The following is a 21,091-nucleotide window of genomic DNA, read 5'->3' on the forward strand; positions in this document are numbered from 1 at the left end:
CTAATCCCTTAATATTCATTAATTATTTCTATCACGTATTGTATTTCTTCATCAGTCATACCATCATATAGAGGTAAACTTAAAACCCTAGATGCATATTTCTCAGTTATTGGAAAATCACCTTCCGTATATCCTAAACAATTATATGCTTCTGATAAATGCGGAGGAATTGGATAGTGTATTTGAGTACCTATATCTTTTTCTTGTAAATACTGTTGAAGATTTTCTCTATCATTGGTCTCAATAATAAATAAATGCCACACATGTTCCGAACCTTCTTTTATTAATGGTAGTTTAATCTTTTTATTCTTGATTCCCTTTAAATATTTATCAGCTATACAAGCTCTTTTTTTTCTTAGATCATCATAGTGTCTTAATTTTACTGAAAGTAAAGCGGCTTGAATTTCATCTAATCTAGAGTTGACGCCTAATATTTCATTTTTATACTTAATCTTGCTACCATAATTCCTAAGCATTCTCATCTTTTCATTTAACTGCTCATTATCAGTCACTATAGCACCACTATCGCCAAAGGCACCAATATTTTTTGTAGGATAAAAGCTAAAGCAACCCACATCTCCCCAAGTTCCAGTCATTTTACCGTTGCAATGTGCACCATGGCTTTGAGCACAGTCTTCTACTAAATATAAGTTATGTTTATCTGCAATTAATTTTATGTTTTCCATATCTGCTGCTTGTCCATATAAATGAACTACTAAAATAGCTTTTGTTTTCTCTGTAATCTTTTCTTCGATTTTTTTTGCATCTAAGTTATAATACTCATCTGGTTCAACAAAAATGGGGGTAGCACCATTTTCAGTGATACCGAGTATTGATGCAATATAGGTGTTTACTGGTGCTATTACCTCATCACCTTTCCCGATTCCTAATGCCCTAAAGGCTAAAATCAAGGCATCTAATCCCGAATTAAGACCTACACAATAACTAGACCCTATAAATTGAGCAAACTCTGTTTCAAACCTTTCTCCTTCTTTGCCCATAATATACCAACCCGATTCTAAAACCCTAATTGCCGCTTTATCATATTCATCTTTATACCTAAAATAACTTCTGTCTAGTTGATTAAAATTAATTTCCATTAAATAATCCCTCTCTTTGTATTATCTTTAAATACTCACCATAATCTCTAATATATTCATCTGAATTGTACTTGGAGTTTGATAAAACAAGTAATACAGATTCTTCAGAAAAATCATACATTTCCTTCCAAATCATTTTGGGGATATAGACCCCCATATGAGGTTCATTTAGTTCAATTATCTCTTGAGAATAACCATAATCTATTTTAACTTTTGATTTACCACTAACATTTATAAGAATAAATTCACTATCTTTATTTGCATGTTGTCCTCTTATGACACCTTTATCAGAACCATAAATATAAAAAATTCTTTCGATTTCAAAAGGTATATCTTTATTTGATTCTATAACAACTAAATGTCCTCTTTTATCACCTAATTGATGAAATTTTACTACCTCAACTTTGTTGTTTTGTTGCATATGAATTTTCCTCCCTTGAACTTAGTCAATATATTCCCTATACCACATCTGAAATACAACAATAGCCCAAGTTAAATTATCATAATACGGATCAATCCCTAGTTTAAAATTTTTATAAATAGCATCCATCATGCTCATATTAAAAATATTCTGCCTACGTAGAAAATCTATTTCAAAAGCTTCTTCTACTAAAAATCTCAAATCTGTTCTTAGCCATTTATACACTGGTATTGAAAAGCCCATCTTTGGACGACTAAAATAATCATTTGGTATATATTCTGATAATAATCTCTTCAAAATATATTTCTTCTCTCCATTTCTAAATTTTAAATTATGTGGGAGCGCTAATGCATATTCAACAAACCTATGATCAAGTAATGGCGTTCTTGCCTCTAGCGATGAATACATAGAAGCTCTATCAACTTTAGTCAATATATCATCTGGTAAGTATGTCGCCAAATCCTGTAACATATGTTTTTCTTGAATATTAGTAGTTAGATGAAGTAATTCAAAGTATTTCCTATCAATATCTATAGAGCTGTTTGTTATATTATTAAATAGCTGAACATACGTTAGATAATCTGCATTAATTATTGAGTTATCATCTGATAAATTAGCGAACTTAATCAATCTTCTACTTGCATTTGAGTTTAATACACTGTTACTCACTATATTGCTTTTTAATAAAGGATTAGTTAGCTTAGATAGAAATCTGTATTTTTTTAATTCTAACACTTTATCATATCTTTTATAACCACAAAACAATTCATCACCTGCATCGCCTGACAAGCTAACAGTAACATGCTTCCTTGCCATTTGGCTAACCAACATCATAGGTAATTGAGAACTGTCCGCAAAAGGTTCATCATATAATTCAGGGATTTTATTTATGAAATCTTTAGCTTTATTTATTGAAAAATACTCTTCATGATGATTAGTCCCTAAATAGTCCGAAATTTTTTTTGCATAGTTCGCTTCATTGTAAGAATCCTCCTCAAACCCTATCGTAAAAGTTTCGATTGGCTTTGATGATAAAGATTGCATTACAGAAGCAACTAATGAAGAATCTATTCCCCCGCTCAAAAATGCACCTAAAGGAACATCACTTATCATCCTCAATTTTACAGAATCCTCTAACTTATTTTTTAGGCTGTAAATAGCTTCTCTTTCTTCTATTTTACTTAAATCCTCACGTTTTTGATATGCATTCTCAATACTCCAATATGCTGATTTTTCTATATTTCCCAATCTATATTTAACTATCTGGCCCGCTTCAACTTTATAGGTATTATCAAAAATTGTCTGTGGTGCAGTAATATAATGATGGTGCAAATATAAATGCAGAGCATTTACATTTATGTTTTTTTTGAAATAAGGATACTTCATTATCGGTTTTAGCTCTGACCCAAATACTATGTTCTTATTATCCCAATAATAATATAGGGGCTTAATTCCCAATCTATCTCTTACTAGATATAGACTACTATCATTCTTGTCATATATTGCTATAGCGAACATCCCAATAAATCTACTTATGCAATTTATTCCCCACATTTGGTATGCATATACTATTACTTCAGTATCAGAATTAGACTTAAATGTAAAACCGTTTTTAAGTAACTCTTCCTTTATTTCCTTATAATTATAAATCTCGCCATTAAATACAACCACAACGTCTTCATCTATGGATTTCATTGGCTGATGCCCTAATTTTGATAACTCAATTATTGATAGTCTTTTCTGTGCCAAGCCAACTTCAAATCCGTTGAAATCTGTATCATAATAATATCCTTCATCATCTGGCCCTCGATAGTCAATTGTTTGATTCATATCATATAAGACTTCATTTTTAACTCTTCTATCGTGGAAATAGCCACAAATACCGCACATTTTTAAACCCTCCTCTATTTTAGTTTCCGCAAATATTTATAATAACCCCTTAATATCCACCCCAAATTATACCTGCAAACTAAACTAAGTACTCTTTGTCGAAAGTCGATATATCCAAACTCGATACTTTTTTTGATACTTTCTTTGCAGCCTTTTTTTCCTCTTAATATCATCTTTAATGAGTAAGCATAATATACTCTGGCATACGCTTTATTTAGAGAAATTGGATCTACTAATTTTCTTGTATCAACTTTACTAAGTGTCTTTAACCTTTCTTGGAAGGCATCATTTTCATTTGTGAGTAAAGATATATTTCGATTATGTTTACGATATCTACTTAATACTTCATCAATGTAAGCAACTTTTCCGTTATAACATGTTTCAATCCAAAATAACCAATCGCTCGCTACTGGAATCTCATCATCAAAATACTTAGGACAGGCCTCACTTCTAACCATAACTGAACAAGCACCCATAAAAGTCCCATACTCAACAATCAAATCCACACTACCCTCATGCTTACCATTTTTATCATTATAATAATATAATGTTTTACCTGTTGTTGAATCGAAAGTATCGATATTATGATAAGATAAAACTACTTCATCATGTTCTTCCATGTATTTAACTTGCAAAGATATTTTTTGAGGTAAAAAAATATCGTCTCCACCTATCCAAGCTATGTACTTCCCTTGGCATTCATGTAATGCATTATTAGAATTTATTGTTATTCCTTGATTATAATTTGATAATACTAATTTAAATTTACCTGGATATTTCATGTCATAAGCTTTCAACATTTCATGAGTACCATCAGTTGAACCATCGTCTGCTACTACTATTTCTATATGGGAATAATCTTGAACTAATATTGATTCTATACATTCTTTAAGATATTGTTTTTGGTTATAAGTTATAATCGCTACTGAAACTAAAGGACTTAGACCCATGTGTACCTCCTTAAACTTTTCCTCAGCTTTTCATGATTTTATATTTGAGTTTATCTCCAATAGTATTAACATCCTTAATTGCTAACTTTATTAATACTAATAAAAATAATGCAATAGGGCTCTTGAATATAAAAGGCTCTTTAACTTCCAATATAAAAATACTCATTAAAAAAAATATTGATGGATGCAATAAATTTGTCTTTCTTAATTTGATATAATTTTTCAAGATCATTGTCATTAGATGAATACCTACAGTAAAATAGAATATTATTGAAAATACCAGTCCCATTGCAAAATATGTTTGTATATATCCCGAATCATGTCCAGACGCATTTAATCCTTTGCTATCTACAACAAGCGATGTTCCTACGAATGTTTTATAATCAAGTTTTGGTATCTCCATTTTTGTTAAAGCATTTATTGTTCTGTTATCCGATATGACGAATGCTTCTTTGATCCAATTCTGAATATAAAAATATTGATTCTTAACGTCATATGGTATAATTGTCAACTCAGTCATGATTACGTTTATAATGAATAACCCAAGCGCTAAAACCAATACATACTTAAAAATTGACATCTTTCCGAGCCAATTTGATTTATATCTTTTCAAATACACTGAAATTACAGGTATTAGCATTATAAGTATAAGAACAAATCCTGTTCTACCACTTAACACTATAGAAAATATAATTACTACCATAGCAATGTAGTATATAATGTTAATCTTATTACTCCTTGTTATTAACAATAAACCACTTATAAAACCTAGTGCTTGGATAACTGATAAATTCGCACCGGAACTATTTGTGAATCCTGCAGATCTAGAAGCAGATAAAATCGAGATATTACTTTCGTTTAGCAACAACTCTGACACAAATACTCTAAACTCATATGAAACAAAACCAGCGATTATAAACACTGCTTGTATCGTAGTGATTATAAAGAAAGATAGCATAAACTCATTTGTGTCTGAATATATCTCGCTTAAGACAAAACTCATATAAAGTGTATTTAGGAAATAGAAGATAATTCTAGCTAACATTACACTTTGAACCAAACCATTAAATAAAAAGTTGAGAATAGCATATAGTAGAATCATGAAGTATAATGAACAGATAGCTACATTTGATTTAGTAACACGCAAATTAATTTTTTTTTTGCTGAAAACATATAAGGAAAGTATTAATGTGGCAATTTTACCAGTAGAAGCCACAGTGCCTAATCCTGAAAACACTATGTTATATATGAACATAAATAATAATAATAATTTTATAGTTTTCTTCACAATATCGCCCCTCTCCTTCTTTACTCAAATTTCTCCCACTAACTCTTAACTCATATTTTTGAAGTTTGAAAAAAAAGTTTTGTGAGCTTCTTTACTGTTGAAGTGATGTCATAACCCACATCTACTACTTTTAGAATTGCCTCTTCTCTTGCATATTCACCACATGCATCTAAAAGATGATGGCCCCAAAAACTAGCATCATCTTCTAGGCTTAAAAATTCAACATTACCTGTAATATTAACTTGATTAGTTATCGATTTTGAGACAAAACATTTTAGACCCGTTGCCTGTGCTTCAATAACCGTATTTGGCATCCCTTCATAAAAAGATGGAAATACAAATGTATCCATAGCCATCATTAAATCAGACACGTCTTGTCTTATACCTGTAATAATTACTTTATCTGATATACCAAGTATTTGAACTCTATTCTCAATGCATTGTCTTAGCTCACCATCTCCTACTAGTAGTAGTATACTTTTAGGACAATCTTTAATTACTTCACAAAATATATTTAGAAGAAATTCGTGATTTTTAACCTTACTAAATCTTCCCACGTGCCCTATGACAAATTCATCATTAATTCCTAATTGCTTTCTAATGAAATTTCTTTTGCTATTATCAAAACTAAATTTCTTCACATCAATTGCATTATGAACGATATTAACTTTTCCCTTATTCACATATTTTTCACCAAACATAAAAATGGCAGATTCATTAGATGGAGCTACTTTTACTGTAGGAATTATTCTTGCAAGCCATCTAAACATAATATGAAGTACATCACTAACTTTGCCTCGATTAGTTGAAGTACTACTTGATCGGAATATCAAATTATTTGCCCCACCAATTCTTGCTACAAGCAAATCCAGTGTTGATAAAGAATGTTGGGAAAGTCTGAATACATTTTTATATTTATTTTCTCTAACAACTTTTCTTAAGTTGTTCAGAGATTTTAAAAAGCTTTTTGTTTTCGGTAAAGAACGATATATTTTCCCACCAAGGTTCATTATTTCATCTTCGTAATAACCTTCATTAGTAGCAGTAACATAAAAATCCATTTGATACTTATTTCTGTCTATTTCTCGATAAATTTTCATTAAGAATGTCTCGGCACCACCAACATCCATACTACCGACAATACATAGTATTCGTTCTTTTTTTTCAATAACAGGCATAACATCACCTTTCCCATAAAAACAATTATCAAAGCAATTTTTGAATTGCTTTAGACATAAGTGCATGAAAATAATTTAATTTACTTTTTCTATAATCTTCCCATTTTAACGAGTAATACTTAAACTCTTCTATTCCTGTTAAATCATATAAAACTTCTAACTGTGCTATATGAAGTTCATGATAAAAAGGACTTGCTATCATATTATCTATGTCATATTTACTCCAATATCCTTTATCGAATAACTCTAAATTCTCAACTAATGTATCAACAGTATTTCTATATATCTTCTCGATCTCAACATCATTATTAATAATGAGATAATCATATATTCCAAAAATCGCAAATATCCACCCATTGAGTATAACTGGCTGATTACTAATCTCGAGAAGAAAAACTTTATCTTCTTTGTAGCAAGTTGTGCCATTATTCTCAATCGGTTTAATCATGTAATGAATGGCTTTTTTTGCGGATTCTAAATATACAAGATTTGAAAATTGTGAATACGCTCTAATTAATAAGGATATCCCTTCGCCTTGAGCCATAGCGGAAAAAGAGTTCTCAATGTCTTTGAAAAAAAATGTATCCCATGAGCCATTATTGTTTTGATTATCTAGTGCCCAATCTACACATTTCTTAAAGATTTCTAGATAGATTATTTTACCTTCTAATAAATATAAGTCATAAGCTCCCAGACCATATTGAAAAATTGATATTGGAAAGTAAATTTTCTCACCGGATTGAAGTTGAAGTTTTGGAAGTAGTAATTCTTCATAATTAAGTGTCTTTAACACTTTTTGGGTTAGATCATTATAATATCCTTTAATCTCAAATTTTGAATATATTTTTCCTGCTCTTTGGTCAACATGTTCAATACTTTTTCCTTGAAACATTTTTATCCATCTTTTTATATTATAAATGCTTAAACTCATGATAAACACACTTCCTACTTAATATGATTTGCAAATTGACTAATAACAGTTGGTGAATGAAACTTTTTTGCTAAATGAAAACAACTTTCTTTCATTTGTTTTACAACGTCAGGATTATTGATTAAAAATAGTAGTTTTTCCTCAAAATCGCAAATATCCATAAAATCATATATCATACCCGTCTTCCCATGAATAATAATTTCTTCTGCTGATTTCCATCTAGATGCTATGATTGGAACCCCAGCAGCATAAGCATCAATTATAGTTCCTGGAACCCCTTCAGTATAAAACCTAGTGGGAAAAAGCAATACATAATATTCTTTTAGTGTATCGACTGTTTTAGAGTAATCTATACATCCCTTATATGAAATGTATTGGGGAAATTTTTCTTGAAGTACTTTGAATTTTTCTTTATATGAATGTGCTATAGGTCCATAAATATCTAAAGAAATAATAATTTCATCAGATAATTCATTGATTCTTTTAACAACAGTTATTGCATCTTCAATGCCTTTTTTTTCAACAACTCTCGAAAACGTGCATGCTTTAAAGGGCTTTGGTATGTCAATATCATCATAGTCACTACATGCTATTTCTAATTTCTTAAAATTAGTCATAAACTTTAAATTTTTTAAACCTAAACTTTCAAGTTCACTTTTCATAACATTGCTTTCTACGTATACACCATAGAACATCCTAACGAATTTTTTTAAAAAAAGCTTATGTCTTAAAGTTTCAAATAACCACCCTCCAATTACAATGTAATGTAATCTTCTTCTAAAAAAAATATTCATTAACCCAAACAATGGTATAAATACATTAACCCCATTATGTGCAGGCAAAACAATAATATTCTCGGTTCCTATTATCATGCTAACACATTGTCTAAGTAGCTTAATCGGACTTTTTTTCCATCCATTAGTATCTATGGTTTCGATTTCATCCCGCCCATAGATTTTAATTAACTCCTCTGTTAATATCTTGGTTTTAATTGTTTGACCATCTAGAAAATTTTCATTTCCCCCAAAATGCCCACAAATACCTATCTTTTTCAATTTTCTCACCTCATTTATTTAACTGAGCGGTCTCGGAAACTCTCAAAGGACTGGGTTATCGCTCTTTTCTCTTATTTGTATTTTTTGCTTCACCTCAATGTTTGCGCATGTTTTTTGCATATTCCCATGATAAGTGCATAAAAATTCGCGGCGAAGCCTCTGAAAAAAATACGTTTTTCGGAGGTGCTTCTTTTATGCTAAAACATTGCTCTTCACATTCTGAGTAACTTTCTTTTGTTGCAGAGTCTGTTTCCTTGCTTAATGAATCTCAAACTAAACGCTAGTTATCTTTTTCTGACTCTTTTGCCAAACTTTCTTCCATGAATCTAGATCCTCTCATGGATCATCTTGAACCCTATTATTCCAGTACTGGACATCCAGCACTTAGGCAACCTGAGATTTTACGTTCTTTCATTCTCATGCTGGATCAAAAGTTTTTTAGTCTAACCAACTAGGTTTCTATGCTTGCAGCCGATGATACCCTAGCCACACTTATCGGTTGTTCCCCTGATTTGCTTCCACCACTTGGCACTTACTATGATCTCATCAATCGCCTGTGGCTTCGTCAAAACGCCCTAGATGTTGCCGATGCTAAAACGTCTCGTCCATATCCTAAAAATACTAAACCTAAAGCTTCTCCAGGTAAGAACAAGAAACTGCTTAACAGACATTCCGGCATCACAGGTAAAATCGCCGACTTCCTTGCTAGCGATCATTCATTCTATTTTTACTATGAAAAACTTCTTCAAGAAATCTTCTCGCTTATTGCTGTTGTTCCTTCGGCTGACCTTGGCTGATCAAAAAAAGATGAGATTACCCTAGCTGGGGATGGTACTTGTGTTCATTGCCACAGCTCATCTCGGGGCAATAAAGTTTGTGACTGCGTTAAGAATGGTATTTACAACTGCAAATGCGATCGCAAATATTCTGACCTTGATGCCGATACCAGTTGGGACAGCCAGCTTGGTTCATGGTTCTACGGTCATACTCTATACATGCTCTCGACCTATCACCCTAAACACAAAACTGAACTTCCTGTACACTTGCGTTTCGTCAACGCAAAACGCCATGATAGTGTGACTGGGATTGTTGCTCTGTCTGAACTTCGAAATATCAATCCAGATCTAAACATTAAAAACCATTGCATGGATTCTGCTAACGACGATTATGCTACTTATGAGCTATGCAAGAAATGGAATATCCAGCCCTTTATTAACATGAATGCCAACCGGGGCAGCCCCTCTTCCATTCCTGATAAGATCACTATTGACAAGGATGGGACTCCCCTTTGCCATGCGGGCTTTCGCATGGTCAGCTTTTTTTTGGGGGGGGATAGCCCTTGCCCGTAACGACCGCAAATGACGTTGACCGCTCAAGTGCGGCCGTGTTGACAAGTGCTCCAGCACGAGCACTTGTTCAACTTCCGTTTTCGGGAGAGTGGTTTATACTGAACAGGATTGGGACATTCGTTTGTATACGCCTGTTCCGCGTGGTTCGAATATGTACAAGAAAATCTATAAAACTAGATTCTGTTCGGAGCGTCTCAAAATCGCATTCTCAACGATTATCATCTCCATGATATGCGAATTCGATGCAAAAAGCGTTTCTCATTCTTCACCATGATGATTGGCATCAACATACACCTTGACGCTCGTATTAAGATTGCGTCTAATAACACTGAATAAAAATTTCAGTCTATATTTTCTTTTAGCCTGCATAGGTGGAGGCTTGTTTCCTGTGTCTTTTTATTCTTTTTCATCTCTGATTCAGTAACAATTCCTTTATACAGTAAACTTGATTGTTTATTCTTTAGTTTCCGAGACTACTCTAACTAAATTGTTTTTTACATAATCAGTCTATTTACAGACTTTCAGTACAGATTTTTAATAACCTCAGCTAGTTTGTTCGTCAACTTTGTAAAATCGAACTCGTATGATGCCTTTCTTGCATTCTCACCCATTTGTTCAACGTTTTCATTGTCTTTACATGCTTCGAGTATAACTTCTGCAATTTTTTCAGGGTTCTGCTTAACAGCACTCAATCCGCAATTGTATTTTTCTAATATGCTATATCCTGTTGTATAAGTTTGTATTACAGCTCTACCAGCTGCTAAGTACTCAAAGAATTTATTCTGGCTCTGTCCATATTTATCAAGTGAAGTACTAGAATTGTGTAAAATGTTTGCATAAGATCTTTTCAATATTGACGGAATCATCTTCTTCTCAACTCTACCTTTAAAAATCACATTACTTATGCATTCATCTTTACATCTATTCTCGAGCATTTCTTTTTCATCACCTGATCCATAAATCAATAATCTAATCTTTTGATCTTTCTCGTGAACTAGTTTTGCTGCGTCTAATAAAAGTCCTAAATTATTCACTTTTCTAATCGAGCCAGCATATACCAAGTTCTTATAGTTCTTATCATCTAATTCTGAATCATCAATCTGTTTTTCCTTCGAATTCTTATCAAAAGATTCGATTACTACTCCGTTACTTATGTGCTTTACTTTATTTAAGTCAATTTCATTATCCCAGCCTTGGTCTTTAATATATTGACGCCCACCTTCCCAGGTCATGACTATTGAACTTGCTTTCTTATAAATCCATTTCTCGCCTTGGTATAACAGCTTAGCAACCAAACTATTTCTCTTCAATGAACCATAAGCTACTATACTCTCAGGCCACAGATCTCTAACCTCACAAATACAAGGGATGTCAAACTTCTTAGCGATTTTAATTCCTGCAACTAATGTAAGTGGATGTACACTCGAAGCTAGAATTACATCAGGTTTCCCATTTGATTCCGCATACATCTTTGCAGTCTTAAAAAGCCCTTTATAAAACGAAATCATATTCAATACTCTTTTTTTGCCATTTCCTTTATACTTGGGTGTATCTATAAATACAAAAGGAATATCATTCACAGAATCTGTAGAATACTGTTTCTCATTAGTATCAATATGATTATCTGAAAAGTGATTAGTAGAGGCACAAAATATTGTAGGCTTGAACCCTTCTTTTATTAGGTTTTCTGCAAACCAATAATGCCTACCGGCCTGATCGAAAAACATGTTTACCGCATAATGATTCCAAATCCATACTTTCGGCTTCATCTATCAACTCTCCTAACCGGAACCCCAACATATGTCCCTGGTTCAGTAATATCCTTAACCACCACAGCCCCTGCACCAACTTTGCAACCACTGTAGATGTTTAAGTTATTGCTTACAATACTTCCGATTCCAATCCAGCTTCCCTTGCCGATTCTTACACTCCCAGCAGTCTTAACCCCGGGAGATATGTGTATATAATCTTCTATAATATTGTCATGATCCAAGCTAGAACTTGTATTGATTATACATCCTTTACCGATTCTGCTTGAGCTGTTGATTACAACTCCAGCCATCACTACAGTACCAATGTCAATCTCAACATCAGTACCAATAACCGCACTAGGATGAATCAAGCTAACTAAATTTAACCCTTCCTCGATTAACTTCTCTTGGATTTTTTCCCTTGTGGCATTGCTTCCAATAGCAACAAAGAAATCCCCTTCATCCTTATATGTAAAAGCATCAGCAGTTTTACCGATAACTTCTAACCCCATAGAAACCTTAATAGACTCGTCATCATCGAGGAATGCGACGCTTTGCCACTTATTCATTTTTATTGCTATGTCTGCGACAACCTTGCCGTGTCCACTAGCACCGATAATAATCAACTTGTCTTTCATAAGCAGTACATTCCTCTCTGAAGTAATAAATATATGATTGAAGAATCTCTAAACCTTAAGTTTACTCCCTCTAAACGGCTCCATCGTAACTGATGTATCTGAACTAATACCTTCCTTAACAAATACTTTCTTTATAGTAAGAAAGATAATCTTCCAATCACCTATAAAGGTCACATTATCTGCATACTCAACATCAAGATTAAACTTATTTTCCCAGCTAATTGCATTACGTCCATTAACCTGAGCATGTCCAGATAAACCAGGTCTTACTTCATGTCTTCTCTTTTGATGCTCATTGTAAAGCTCCAGATACTGAATCAGTAAAGGCCTTGGCCCCACAATACTCATGTCTCCTCTAAGGATATTGAAGAGTTCCGGAAGTTCATCTAGACTTGTAGATCTTAGAATCCTACCAAACTTAGTAAGCCTAACTGAGTCTGGAAGCAGCTCCCCATTCTCGTCCTTTTGATCTGTCATTGTTCTGAATTTATACATAGTGAAAATCTTCTCATTAAGTCCAGGTCTCTTCTGCTTAAACAGTACCGGACTACCAAGCTTAAATCTTACTAATACAGCAACAATTATGAGTACTGGACTTAACACGATAATTGCCATCAAAGACAAAATGAAGTCCATTGGTCTTTTAAAAAATCTTCTATATATGCCTTTATTCACTTTAGCTTCTTCCTTCACTTCACTCTGCATCTATTAGCACCTACTTCTTATTTAGACCATAGTCCTTTTATTATCGATACAATTCTCTCAAGATCCCCATCCGTCATCTTCGTATCAGATGGCAAGCACACCCCATTATCAAACAACTTCTCACTCACATCTCCACCAACATAATCATACTCAGCGAAGAATGGCTGCATATGCATTGGCTTCCACACGGGTCTTGATTCAATATTCTCTTTCTCAAGACCTTCCATAACATCTATTGGTCTTACTGAACCTTTCAATGTCATAACACTTAACCAGTAATTAGGATCATTCCAGTCATTAATAGGCATAAACTTTATACCTTCTAGCTGACCAAGTTCTCTTTTATAACACTCAAAGATGTACTTCTTCTTAGCCACTCTTTGGTCTAATACTTTAAGCTGTCCTCTACCAATACCAGCAACAACATTGCTCATACGGTAATTGAACCCTAACTCGCTATGCTGGTAGTGCCTTGCTGCATCTCTGCTTTGAGTAGACCAGAACCTTACCTTCTTAATCTTCTCTTCATCATCAGAAACTAACATTCCACCACCAGAAGTAGTGATAATTTTGTTTCCATTAAAACTGAACACTCCAAACTCACCAAATGTCCCAGTATGTTTTCCTTTATAATAAGCACCTAAAGACTCAGCAGCATCTTCGATAACCGTTACACTGTATCTACTGCAAATTTCCATGATCTTATCCATATCAGCTGAAAGACCATATAAGTGCACAACTAAAACAGCCTTCACCTTATCACCATACTTCTCGAAGGCTGCCTCTAATGCTTTAGGATCCATATTCCATGTTTCATAATCGCTATCGATAAAGACAGGAGTAGCGTTCTGATAGATGATTGGATTGGCTGTAGCAGAAAAAGTAAGGGTTGGACAGAATACGATATCTCCTTCGCCAACACCAGCTGCTTTAAGTGCTAGGTGAATGGCTCCTGTACCAGAAGTCATAGCGGCTGCATGTTGTGATCCAACTTTAGCTGCTAGTTCTTTCTCGAATTCATTAACATTCGGTCCAAGTGGTGCTACCCAATTTGTATCGAATGCTTCCTGTACATATTGCATTTCATAACCTTCATCACTCATGTGTGGTGAAGCTAGCCATATCTTTTTATTCTCAACCATTTCCAGTCATCCATCCTTATCTAAAGTCTATGTATTGTATAGAGGTGTTTTTTTAACACGTGCATTTTCATATTCTATATGTAGTGCTTGGTATTAGATTCAGTACTATAACTTGCATAAATGTATGCTTTGATTGAATGAGACTATGTGTAATGCTTCTGTAACATTAGTACATTTAGCCGTTATGCTAGAACCTTTTATATTACTGCATTACAGCCTCTTTATCCTTTCATCATACTCACGTCGAAAATTTCCAAAGATAATTTTTACCATTTATGCAACATATAGTATGTGAAAAAGATAAATACATGCAGTATATTGTATTTGAACGTCCGTTCTCGATATTATATGCTCTTTTCATTTTTATTCAAAAACAATCCGGCATTATCCGGCACCGCCGGATTATTTCAACTCATAAAAAGTACTTGGTCCTTTTCCCTTTTTATCAATGACTTGTTTTTCAACCAAGTCTTTTAGAATTTCTCTTGCTCTACGTTCCTCAACACTCAAAACAATTTTTGCATCTTTAGTTCTAATGATATCATCATGTTCTTTGAGAAACTCAACATTTTTTGCTCTTGATCGGTTAGAAAGCTTCCACTTCCAGCATTTTCAGTTGAGCTTGCAACTTCCCTATACAAACTCACATCCACAAAATCACCTTTTTCAACAATCTCAGGTTCTTTCAATTTTCTTGATATGCAGCTCGATTTAATTCTGCGGATGCCGCTGCCCCACTGTTCGATATAGTTTAGTTCTTTAAAAACCCTGGCAATTACTTTATTCCGAATTTCAGAGCGTCCTTCCAGTATATCCTCTTGAGTGATAGTACTAGGAAACCCACCCGGAGACACAACATTAACAATATCATCACAAATGCCAATCTTTATATCCCTGCCGTCATTCAAATAATCTCTATGAACAACAGCATTGACTAGGCTTTCTCTAATGGCTTCTAATGAAATTTCATATTGGCCTTCTCTTTGCAAGCCTTTGATTTCACTACTAAGTTTGATGTGATTTTTAATAAAATTTTCAGCATCCTCAAATTGTGAAAAAAAGTCACTCTCATACTCCTTCCGATCCAAGAAAAAATCCATAGAAGTACCTTTGAACCTGCTGCATTTCATCCTAACGCGTTCGAGTTTCCCATGTAAAATCAATAATCCATTGGATGGATAGAGTGTATTATTGTCTTCGATAACCAATTTTAGATTTTTCATTACTGATTGGTCTAACACTTTTCCTGTCTGAGCGAACCTACCTTGTATACTACACTTTACTTTTCCATCTTCATATCTGATTACTCCACCAGCAGGATATACCTCATTAAAATTATCAATAATAATTTCATTAAATATATTATTTGTATGATCAATATCATTTTCAACTAGAAATGCTCAGTACATTCTCTCTACTCTTTTCCGATTAGCATCACAAATGCTTTCTTCTGCTGTCAGTAAATACGGAAGATATTTTGTAGAAAAAGCTCATTTACCTCAGATGATAAAATAATACCTCACATAAAAATCCATTTGTCCAATATCCTGATGACTCAGTTAACCCACCTTCAAATCAATAAGAATAAAGCACTTTAAGATATAATTGTAAAAAGCACAATCAATATAAAAATTTCTTACTTCTTCATTTTCTAACTTTATTCACTCAAATGGTTCAATTCCTTAAGAAACCTTCAAAAACCCCAATGCCATTTTCATCAGAAGGTTTGTCCAAATATAGGACTCTTCCTGGCACTTGATCTTGATCCCCAACGGGAACCACATCTTTGTCCATGCGGCGGGCCACATCAGCCACAATATCATAAACCTCCCCATAGTCTCCATCTACATATATGACAAGTTCATCTTCAAATTCACGTTCTAAAACCTCTTCCACATGTTCAGAAATCTTTCCAACAGCTTCAAATGATCGTTTTACAAAGCTTACAGTTTTCTCTAACAAAACTTGAGATCCCTTGGGTGTTAAAATATATTTTATATTGTTTCCATTAAGTTTCTCAGCTTTTAAGAAGCCCACTTTTAAGAATTTTTTTATTAGCATATTGACCATACCAAGGGAAAGTCCCGTTTCCTTAGAAATAGCTCTCTGCGACACATGGTCGTATTTCTGTATGACCTCTAATATGTTGAGTCCTTCCATATTTGCCCCCATGATATCCGTTCACTTTTTGAACACATATACAGTTTAACAGTTTGTTCTGAGCTGTTCAAGCTTTGAACGCATGTCTTTTATGACAATTATATGACACCCTAGAACACACAAAAGCCGTAGATTTCTCTACAGCTTTAAAATGTCTATTAAATTTCTTGTAATATAATCTACGTCTTCAAATGTCATGCCCGGAAAGAGGGGAAGGGATATTTCGCCATCATACATTTTTTCTGTGACGGGATAATCGCCACGTTTTAAATTAAATGCCTTTTGATAAAAAGGCTGAAGATGGAGGGGAATAAAATGGACTGACGTGCCTATTCCCTTATCGTTTAAGGCCGTGATAATATCCGCCCTATTATGCCGATCTAGGTCTTTTAAAACTATAGGATAGAGATGCCATGCATGATGGACCTCTTCTGTATCGTACTGTATGTGAAGACTGTCAGAATACTGGCCAAGTACCTCGTTATATCTGTTAACCAAGTGCTCTCGTTTTGCCTGCATTTCATCAAACTTTTCAAACTGGGCTGTTCCCAGGGCTGCCTGAAGATCGGTCATGTTGTATTTATATCCTGGCGCATGTACTTCGTACTGCCAACTTCCACCTTTTTCATAGCGATTCCAGGCGTTTTGGCTCATACCATGAAGAGATAAGACTCTTGCCTTATCGGCAAGGACGTCATCATTTGTGACAAAGAGACCACCTTCACCAGTTGTCAGATTTTTTGTCGCGTAAAAACTATAGGCACCTACATGACCAAAGGTTCCTGCAAATTGATTTTGATATTTGGCTCCAATGCCATGGGCTGTGTCTTCAATAACAATAAGGTTATATTTTTTTGCCATGGCCATAATCTTGTCCATCTGACAAACACCGCCACCAAAGTGAACAGGAATAATAGCTTTTGTTTTATCTGTTATAGCAGCTTCAATTAAGTCTGGATTTATATTAAAGTCTTCACGAATGTCTACAAAAACAGGCTTGGCACCCACATGAACAATCACATTGGCACTGGAGCAAAATGTATAGGGGGATGTAATAACTTCGTCTCCTTGGCCTATGCCATAGGCAACAAGAGCCAGATGTAAAGCCGCAGTGCAGGAATTCACTCCAATGGCATGTTTAACCCCCAACCACTCAGCAAGTCTTGCTTCAAATTCTTTGGTTTTTGGTCCCCTTGACAACCATCCTGAGTTAAGGACTTCGGAAACATATTCGTGTTCCAGTTCTGTAATATATGGTTTTGAAAAGGGAATATGTCGGTCTGTCATGATTGTTGTCCTTTCTTTCTGTCGTGTTCTGGTGGCGCGTAGGTTGGCACCAGCTCATGTATTGCTTTTTTTAAGCTTTCAACATTTTCAAGTCCAAGGTTAAATCGCATGGCTTCTAGTTTTTTGGAAATCCATTCTTCATTTATACCATTCGGCTTTTCAATGAATATTTTCTCAAACCTTGTTGAAACAGCCTTGTCTTTATCAAGAATAAGTTCTTCATAGAGTTTTTCACCTGGCCGAAGTCCTGTAACTTCAATATCCATATCCACCCCTGGCTCAAAACCACTGAGTCGGATCATATTTTCAGCTAAGTCTCTAATCTTTACAGGATCACCCATATCTAAAATAAAGATTTCACCTTCAAGGGCAAGAGACGTAGATTGTATAACAAGTTTTGCCGCTTCAGGAATGGTCATAAAATAGCGAATAATATCATCATGGGTTAGGGTGACTGGGCCACCCTCTTCAATTTGCTTTTTAAATATTGGAATGACACTGCCATTGCTGCCAAGAACATTTCCAAAGCGCACAGCAGAAAGTTTTGTCGTGCCGTTTTTACATTTTGATTGAACAACGAGTTCACAAATTCGCTTGGTTGCCCCCATTATATTGGTTGGATTAACCGCCTTGTCTGTGGATATAAGGGTAAAACGGTCTGCCTTATACTTAATAGCCGCTTCCACAACATTTTTTGTGCCAAACACATTATTTTTTACAGCTTCCATAGGGTTAAACTCCATGAGAGGCACATGTTTGTGGGCCGCAGCATGAAAAACGACATCTGGCTTATAAGACTCAAAAATCTCAAAAATACGGTCTCTATCACGGATCGAAGATATAAAAACATCATAGTCTAAGTCTGGGTGTTTCTTTTTCAGTTCAAGTTCGAGACTATAAACACTATTTTCATAGATATCTAACATGTAGAGCTTTTTAGGCTTAAACACGGCGATTTGACGACAGAGTTCCGATCCGATAGATCCGCCTGCCCCTGTGACAAGAACATTCTTATTTTGAATAACAGTGGCTATGGAGTCAATGTCCAGTTCCACTTCTTCACGGCCAAGAATGTCTTTAATATCCACTTCGCGGATTTGACTAATAGTGATTTTACCATCGATCAGTTCATAGACGCCTGGCACAATTTTAAGCTTGGCCTCTGTTCGACTGGCAATATCGATTATGTCTTTGATTTCACTGCGGTTTCTTGAAGGCATAGCAATAATGATTTCTTCCGCCTTATACTTCATGGCCGCCCACTCTATATCTTGACGTCCACCAATGACATTAACACCTGAAAGTTTTCTTTGTTGTTTCATCGTGTCATCGTCTATAACCGCTACAGGATGATAGTTCAGTTCTGGATGATCCTGCATTTCTTTTATAATCATGGCCCCGGCTTGCCCAGCTCCAACAATAATAACATTGGTACACTTGGAAAAACGCTTAAATTGTTTGTTCTTCCAGAGTCTGGCTAGTCTATAGCTAAAACGAATCCCACCAAGAAGCAATATGTCTATAAAACACGTCATAATATATATACTTCTAGGAAAGGCCAGCTCCTTTATGATGATAAAACTCATAGACATGGCTGTGGCAAAGGTTACCGCCTTGACGATTTGAACCAGTTCATTGACTCCTGCGTGTTTCCACAAGCTGTTGTACATGCCAAATAGGTAAAGGACCAAAATTTTGATTAAAATAATGGTGAATATTGAACCGTATAATAAGTCCAAGTAGTCTTTTACGATTTGAGATACGAAAAATTCAGAATCAAATCGAAGAAGAAAGGCCAGTATATAAGCTGCAAATATGGCGATCGCGTCAAACCCAACGAGCACTGATTGTCTTAAAGCTTTTTTCATAAGAGAACTCACCTTCTACTTTACTTACCTTCATTCCAATAGTGTTTGAAGAAAACATAAAATACAGAGACCATGAGACCTAAGATAGCTGCAATGGCCATATTTAAAGCTCTTCTTGGACCTACTGGACTTTCATTGGCCACAGCTTTTGAATTTATAAGTATTGTTGACTTTCCAATATCTGCCGATTCAGCAACGCGTGTTTCTTCATAACTTTTTACGAATTGATCATAAGATGATTCCGCACGTTGAACGTCTTTTTGAATGAGTTTTTCTGCATTGCTCTTTTCTGCATACTCTACTTTTAGCGACTCAAGAGACTGGGACAAACTTTTAATTTCGCTTTCAATTAATGTCTTTGTTGCATCAAATGTAATTTTAAGATTTTGCTTATTTTGTTCTAAAGACTGTAGGTCTACCTTGGCCCTGTTTAAAAGACGCTGCAATTCCATATAGTTATCATTTATAGTTTCGTTTTCAAGAACAATATCTAGGGCTTCTGATGATGAAGTCCCCGTGGAGTTCACCAACGCTGTGGCTGTGTTGTCTTGGAGAACAGACTGCTTTTGTACAATAAATTGTTCTGAATCATTAAGTAGGGTCTGAACGTTTTCCAGTTCATTCTTTTTTAGTTTAATAGAATTATCAACACTGAGTTTATCCCGTTCATAATTGGTTAAAAGGGCATCCAGTTCAGATTTCAGAGCATTGAGTCGACTAGACTTTGATGCAATTTCTGCTTGAATTTCACTTGTTCCTGGAGACTGGGCCAAAAAATCTTTGTACACTTCAAGAGCCGCATCCAGTTTTTCCTTTTCTTCATCCACTTTTTCTTTTAAAAACTCAGAAGACTTTGAAAGGCGCTGGCTGTTCATTTGGGCAATAAAATCTGTGTATTCTTCAGCTAAGGTGTTTGCAATGCTTGCAGAAAGATCAGGATCTCCACTTGTCACCGAGACATTAAGTAGGTTGGTGTCCTCAATATTCTTAACAGTAATTATACTTTTCAGACCTACTGGTGTATACTTTTCACCAATTTTCAATTTTTCAATAACCCGAGTCATCATATCTGTCGTAAGCATCTGTTCCTTATAAGTTGTAATGGTCTGGGGAATGTTTGCAGATAAGGTATTAACCAAATTTTCCACACCCGTTCCACTGCCATCCACTGAAACAGGTGTTGCCGAGGCATTGGACACCAACAGAATAGTGTTTGATTCATACGTCGGATCCAATATATAAAATGAAATTAAAGCTGCTAGGGCAATACTCATTGCCGTTACCAGGGCAATGATTTTTTTTCCTTTGAGTAGAATCATTATAAGTTCTTTTAATGAAATTGCGTCTTCATAATATGCTTGTTCGTTCGTCATCTCTG

Annotated in this window: 18 protein-coding genes; 1 reads left to right on the forward strand and 17 read right to left on the reverse strand. The window is 34.7% G+C overall.

Annotated elements, in window-relative coordinates; genetic code table 11:
• Positions 1-8 precede the first annotated feature (8 nt).
• From ACQ4KW_RS19595 to ACQ4KW_RS19630, 8 genes are read right to left on the reverse strand one after another with little or no spacing between them, the layout of a single operon-like run.
• A complete protein-coding gene (locus ACQ4KW_RS19595) occupies positions 9-1,100 on the reverse strand; it encodes a DegT/DnrJ/EryC1/StrS family aminotransferase (RefSeq protein WP_430884118.1) in 1,092 nt (363 codons plus the stop codon).
• Entirely contained in the window at positions 1,090-1,521 is a 432-nt protein-coding gene (locus tag ACQ4KW_RS19600; protein ID WP_430884119.1) for a sugar 3,4-ketoisomerase, read from the reverse strand. The genes ACQ4KW_RS19595 and ACQ4KW_RS19600 overlap by 11 nt, the downstream gene beginning before the upstream one ends.
• 21 nt (positions 1,522-1,542) lie before the next feature.
• Entirely contained in the window at positions 1,543-3,411 is a 1,869-nt protein-coding gene (gene asnB, locus ACQ4KW_RS19605; RefSeq protein WP_430884120.1) for an asparagine synthase (glutamine-hydrolyzing), read from the reverse strand.
• A 14-nt stretch (positions 3,412-3,425) separates the two neighbouring features.
• Positions 3,426-4,361, reverse strand: a complete 936-nt coding sequence (locus ACQ4KW_RS19610; RefSeq protein WP_430884121.1) for a glycosyltransferase — start codon at positions 4,359-4,361, stop codon at positions 3,426-3,428.
• 22 nt (positions 4,362-4,383) lie between these two features.
• Positions 4,384-5,649: a hypothetical protein gene (locus tag ACQ4KW_RS19615; RefSeq protein ID WP_430884122.1), complete on the reverse strand. Its 1,266-nt coding sequence runs from the start codon at positions 5,647-5,649 to the stop codon at positions 4,384-4,386.
• 50 nt (positions 5,650-5,699) lie between these two features.
• Positions 5,700-6,827, reverse strand: coding sequence for a glycosyltransferase family 1 protein (locus ACQ4KW_RS19620; RefSeq protein WP_430884123.1), 1,128 nt, complete (start codon positions 6,825-6,827; stop codon positions 5,700-5,702).
• A 28-nt stretch (positions 6,828-6,855) separates the two neighbouring features.
• Positions 6,856-7,758 (reverse strand): D-glucuronyl C5-epimerase family protein, encoded by a 903-nt coding sequence (locus ACQ4KW_RS19625; protein ID WP_430884124.1) that lies wholly within the window; start codon positions 7,756-7,758, stop codon positions 6,856-6,858.
• Between the two features lie 14 nt (positions 7,759-7,772).
• A complete protein-coding gene (locus tag ACQ4KW_RS19630) occupies positions 7,773-8,813 on the reverse strand; it encodes a glycosyltransferase family 4 protein (RefSeq protein WP_430884125.1) in 1,041 nt (346 codons plus the stop codon).
• Positions 8,814-9,274: 461 nt separating this feature from the next.
• Between ACQ4KW_RS19630 and ACQ4KW_RS19635 the strand changes: the two genes are divergently transcribed.
• Positions 9,275-9,610 (forward strand): hypothetical protein, encoded by a 336-nt coding sequence (locus ACQ4KW_RS19635; RefSeq protein WP_430884126.1) that lies wholly within the window; start codon positions 9,275-9,277, stop codon positions 9,608-9,610.
• 1,073 nt (positions 9,611-10,683) lie between these two features.
• On the opposite strand, the gene ACQ4KW_RS19640 is transcribed toward ACQ4KW_RS19635, so the two are convergent.
• From ACQ4KW_RS19640 to ACQ4KW_RS19680, 9 genes are all read right to left on the reverse strand, one after another.
• Entirely contained in the window at positions 10,684-11,931 is a 1,248-nt protein-coding gene (locus tag ACQ4KW_RS19640) for a glycosyltransferase family 4 protein (RefSeq protein ID WP_430884127.1), read from the reverse strand.
• Entirely contained in the window at positions 11,928-12,551 is a 624-nt protein-coding gene (locus tag ACQ4KW_RS19645) for an acetyltransferase (protein WP_430884128.1), read from the reverse strand. The genes ACQ4KW_RS19640 and ACQ4KW_RS19645 overlap by 4 nt, the downstream gene beginning before the upstream one ends.
• A 48-nt stretch (positions 12,552-12,599) precedes the next feature.
• The gene (locus ACQ4KW_RS19650) at positions 12,600-13,256 is read right to left on the reverse strand and encodes a sugar transferase (RefSeq protein WP_430884129.1); all 657 of its coding nucleotides are present in this window, start codon (positions 13,254-13,256) and stop codon (positions 12,600-12,602) included.
• A 17-nt stretch (positions 13,257-13,273) separates the two neighbouring features.
• Entirely contained in the window at positions 13,274-14,398 is a 1,125-nt protein-coding gene (locus tag ACQ4KW_RS19655) for a DegT/DnrJ/EryC1/StrS family aminotransferase (RefSeq protein WP_430884130.1), read from the reverse strand.
• 506 nt (positions 14,399-14,904) lie between these two features.
• Positions 14,905-15,621: an ATP-binding protein gene (locus ACQ4KW_RS19660; protein ID WP_430884131.1), complete on the reverse strand. Its 717-nt coding sequence runs from the start codon at positions 15,619-15,621 to the stop codon at positions 14,905-14,907.
• A gap of 451 nt (positions 15,622-16,072) precedes the next feature.
• On the reverse strand, positions 16,073-16,558 hold the full coding sequence (locus tag ACQ4KW_RS19665) for a winged helix-turn-helix transcriptional regulator (RefSeq protein ID WP_430884132.1): 486 nt from the start codon (positions 16,556-16,558) through the stop codon (positions 16,073-16,075).
• Between the two features lie 138 nt (positions 16,559-16,696).
• Positions 16,697-17,845 (reverse strand): DegT/DnrJ/EryC1/StrS family aminotransferase, encoded by a 1,149-nt coding sequence (locus ACQ4KW_RS19670; RefSeq protein ID WP_430884133.1) that lies wholly within the window; start codon positions 17,843-17,845, stop codon positions 16,697-16,699.
• Entirely contained in the window at positions 17,842-19,713 is a 1,872-nt protein-coding gene (locus ACQ4KW_RS19675; protein ID WP_430884134.1) for a polysaccharide biosynthesis protein, read from the reverse strand. Before ACQ4KW_RS19675 ends, ACQ4KW_RS19670 begins: the two co-directional genes overlap by 4 nt.
• Positions 19,714-19,733: 20 nt before the next feature.
• Complete coding sequence (locus tag ACQ4KW_RS19680) at positions 19,734-21,086, reverse strand: GumC family protein (protein ID WP_430884135.1); 1,353 nt, start codon at positions 21,084-21,086, stop codon at positions 19,734-19,736.
• Between the last annotated feature and the right edge of the window lie 5 nt (positions 21,087-21,091).

The organism is Tianxiuia mixotrophica, from assembly GCF_050596425.1.
Taxonomy (GTDB): domain Bacteria; phylum Bacillota; class Clostridia; order Peptostreptococcales; family Acidaminobacteraceae.

Coding starts and splice junctions, on each gene's coding strand:
- ACQ4KW_RS19595 (WP_430884118.1), bottom strand. CDS start 1,100: ATGGAAATTAATTTTAATCAACTAGACAGAAGTTATTTTAGGTATAAA.
- ACQ4KW_RS19600 (WP_430884119.1), bottom strand. CDS start 1,521: ATGCAACAAAACAACAAAGTTGAGGTAGTAAAATTTCATCAATTAGGT.
- asnB (WP_430884120.1), bottom strand. CDS start 3,411: ATGTGCGGTATTTGTGGCTATTTCCACGATAGAAGAGTTAAAAATGAA.
- ACQ4KW_RS19610 (WP_430884121.1), bottom strand. CDS start 4,361: ATGGGTCTAAGTCCTTTAGTTTCAGTAGCGATTATAACTTATAACCAA.
- ACQ4KW_RS19620 (WP_430884123.1), bottom strand. CDS start 6,827: ATGCCTGTTATTGAAAAAAAAGAACGAATACTATGTATTGTCGGTAGT.
- ACQ4KW_RS19625 (WP_430884124.1), bottom strand. CDS start 7,758: ATGAGTTTAAGCATTTATAATATAAAAAGATGGATAAAAATGTTTCAA.
- ACQ4KW_RS19635 (WP_430884126.1), top strand. CDS start 9,275: ATGCTTGCAGCCGATGATACCCTAGCCACACTTATCGGTTGTTCCCCT.
- ACQ4KW_RS19640 (WP_430884127.1), bottom strand. CDS start 11,931: ATGAAGCCGAAAGTATGGATTTGGAATCATTATGCGGTAAACATGTTT.
- ACQ4KW_RS19645 (WP_430884128.1), bottom strand. CDS start 12,551: ATGAAAGACAAGTTGATTATTATCGGTGCTAGTGGACACGGCAAGGTT.
- ACQ4KW_RS19650 (WP_430884129.1), bottom strand. CDS start 13,256: ATGCAGAGTGAAGTGAAGGAAGAAGCTAAAGTGAATAAAGGCATATAT.
- ACQ4KW_RS19655 (WP_430884130.1), bottom strand. CDS start 14,398: ATGGTTGAGAATAAAAAGATATGGCTAGCTTCACCACACATGAGTGAT.
- ACQ4KW_RS19660 (WP_430884131.1), bottom strand. CDS start 15,621: ATGAAAAATCTAAAATTGGTTATCGAAGACAATAATACACTCTATCCA.
- ACQ4KW_RS19665 (WP_430884132.1), bottom strand. CDS start 16,558: ATGGAAGGACTCAACATATTAGAGGTCATACAGAAATACGACCATGTG.
- ACQ4KW_RS19670 (WP_430884133.1), bottom strand. CDS start 17,845: ATGACAGACCGACATATTCCCTTTTCAAAACCATATATTACAGAACTG.
- ACQ4KW_RS19675 (WP_430884134.1), bottom strand. CDS start 19,713: ATGAAAAAAGCTTTAAGACAATCAGTGCTCGTTGGGTTTGACGCGATC.
- ACQ4KW_RS19680 (WP_430884135.1), bottom strand. CDS start 21,086: ATGACGAACGAACAAGCATATTATGAAGACGCAATTTCATTAAAAGAA.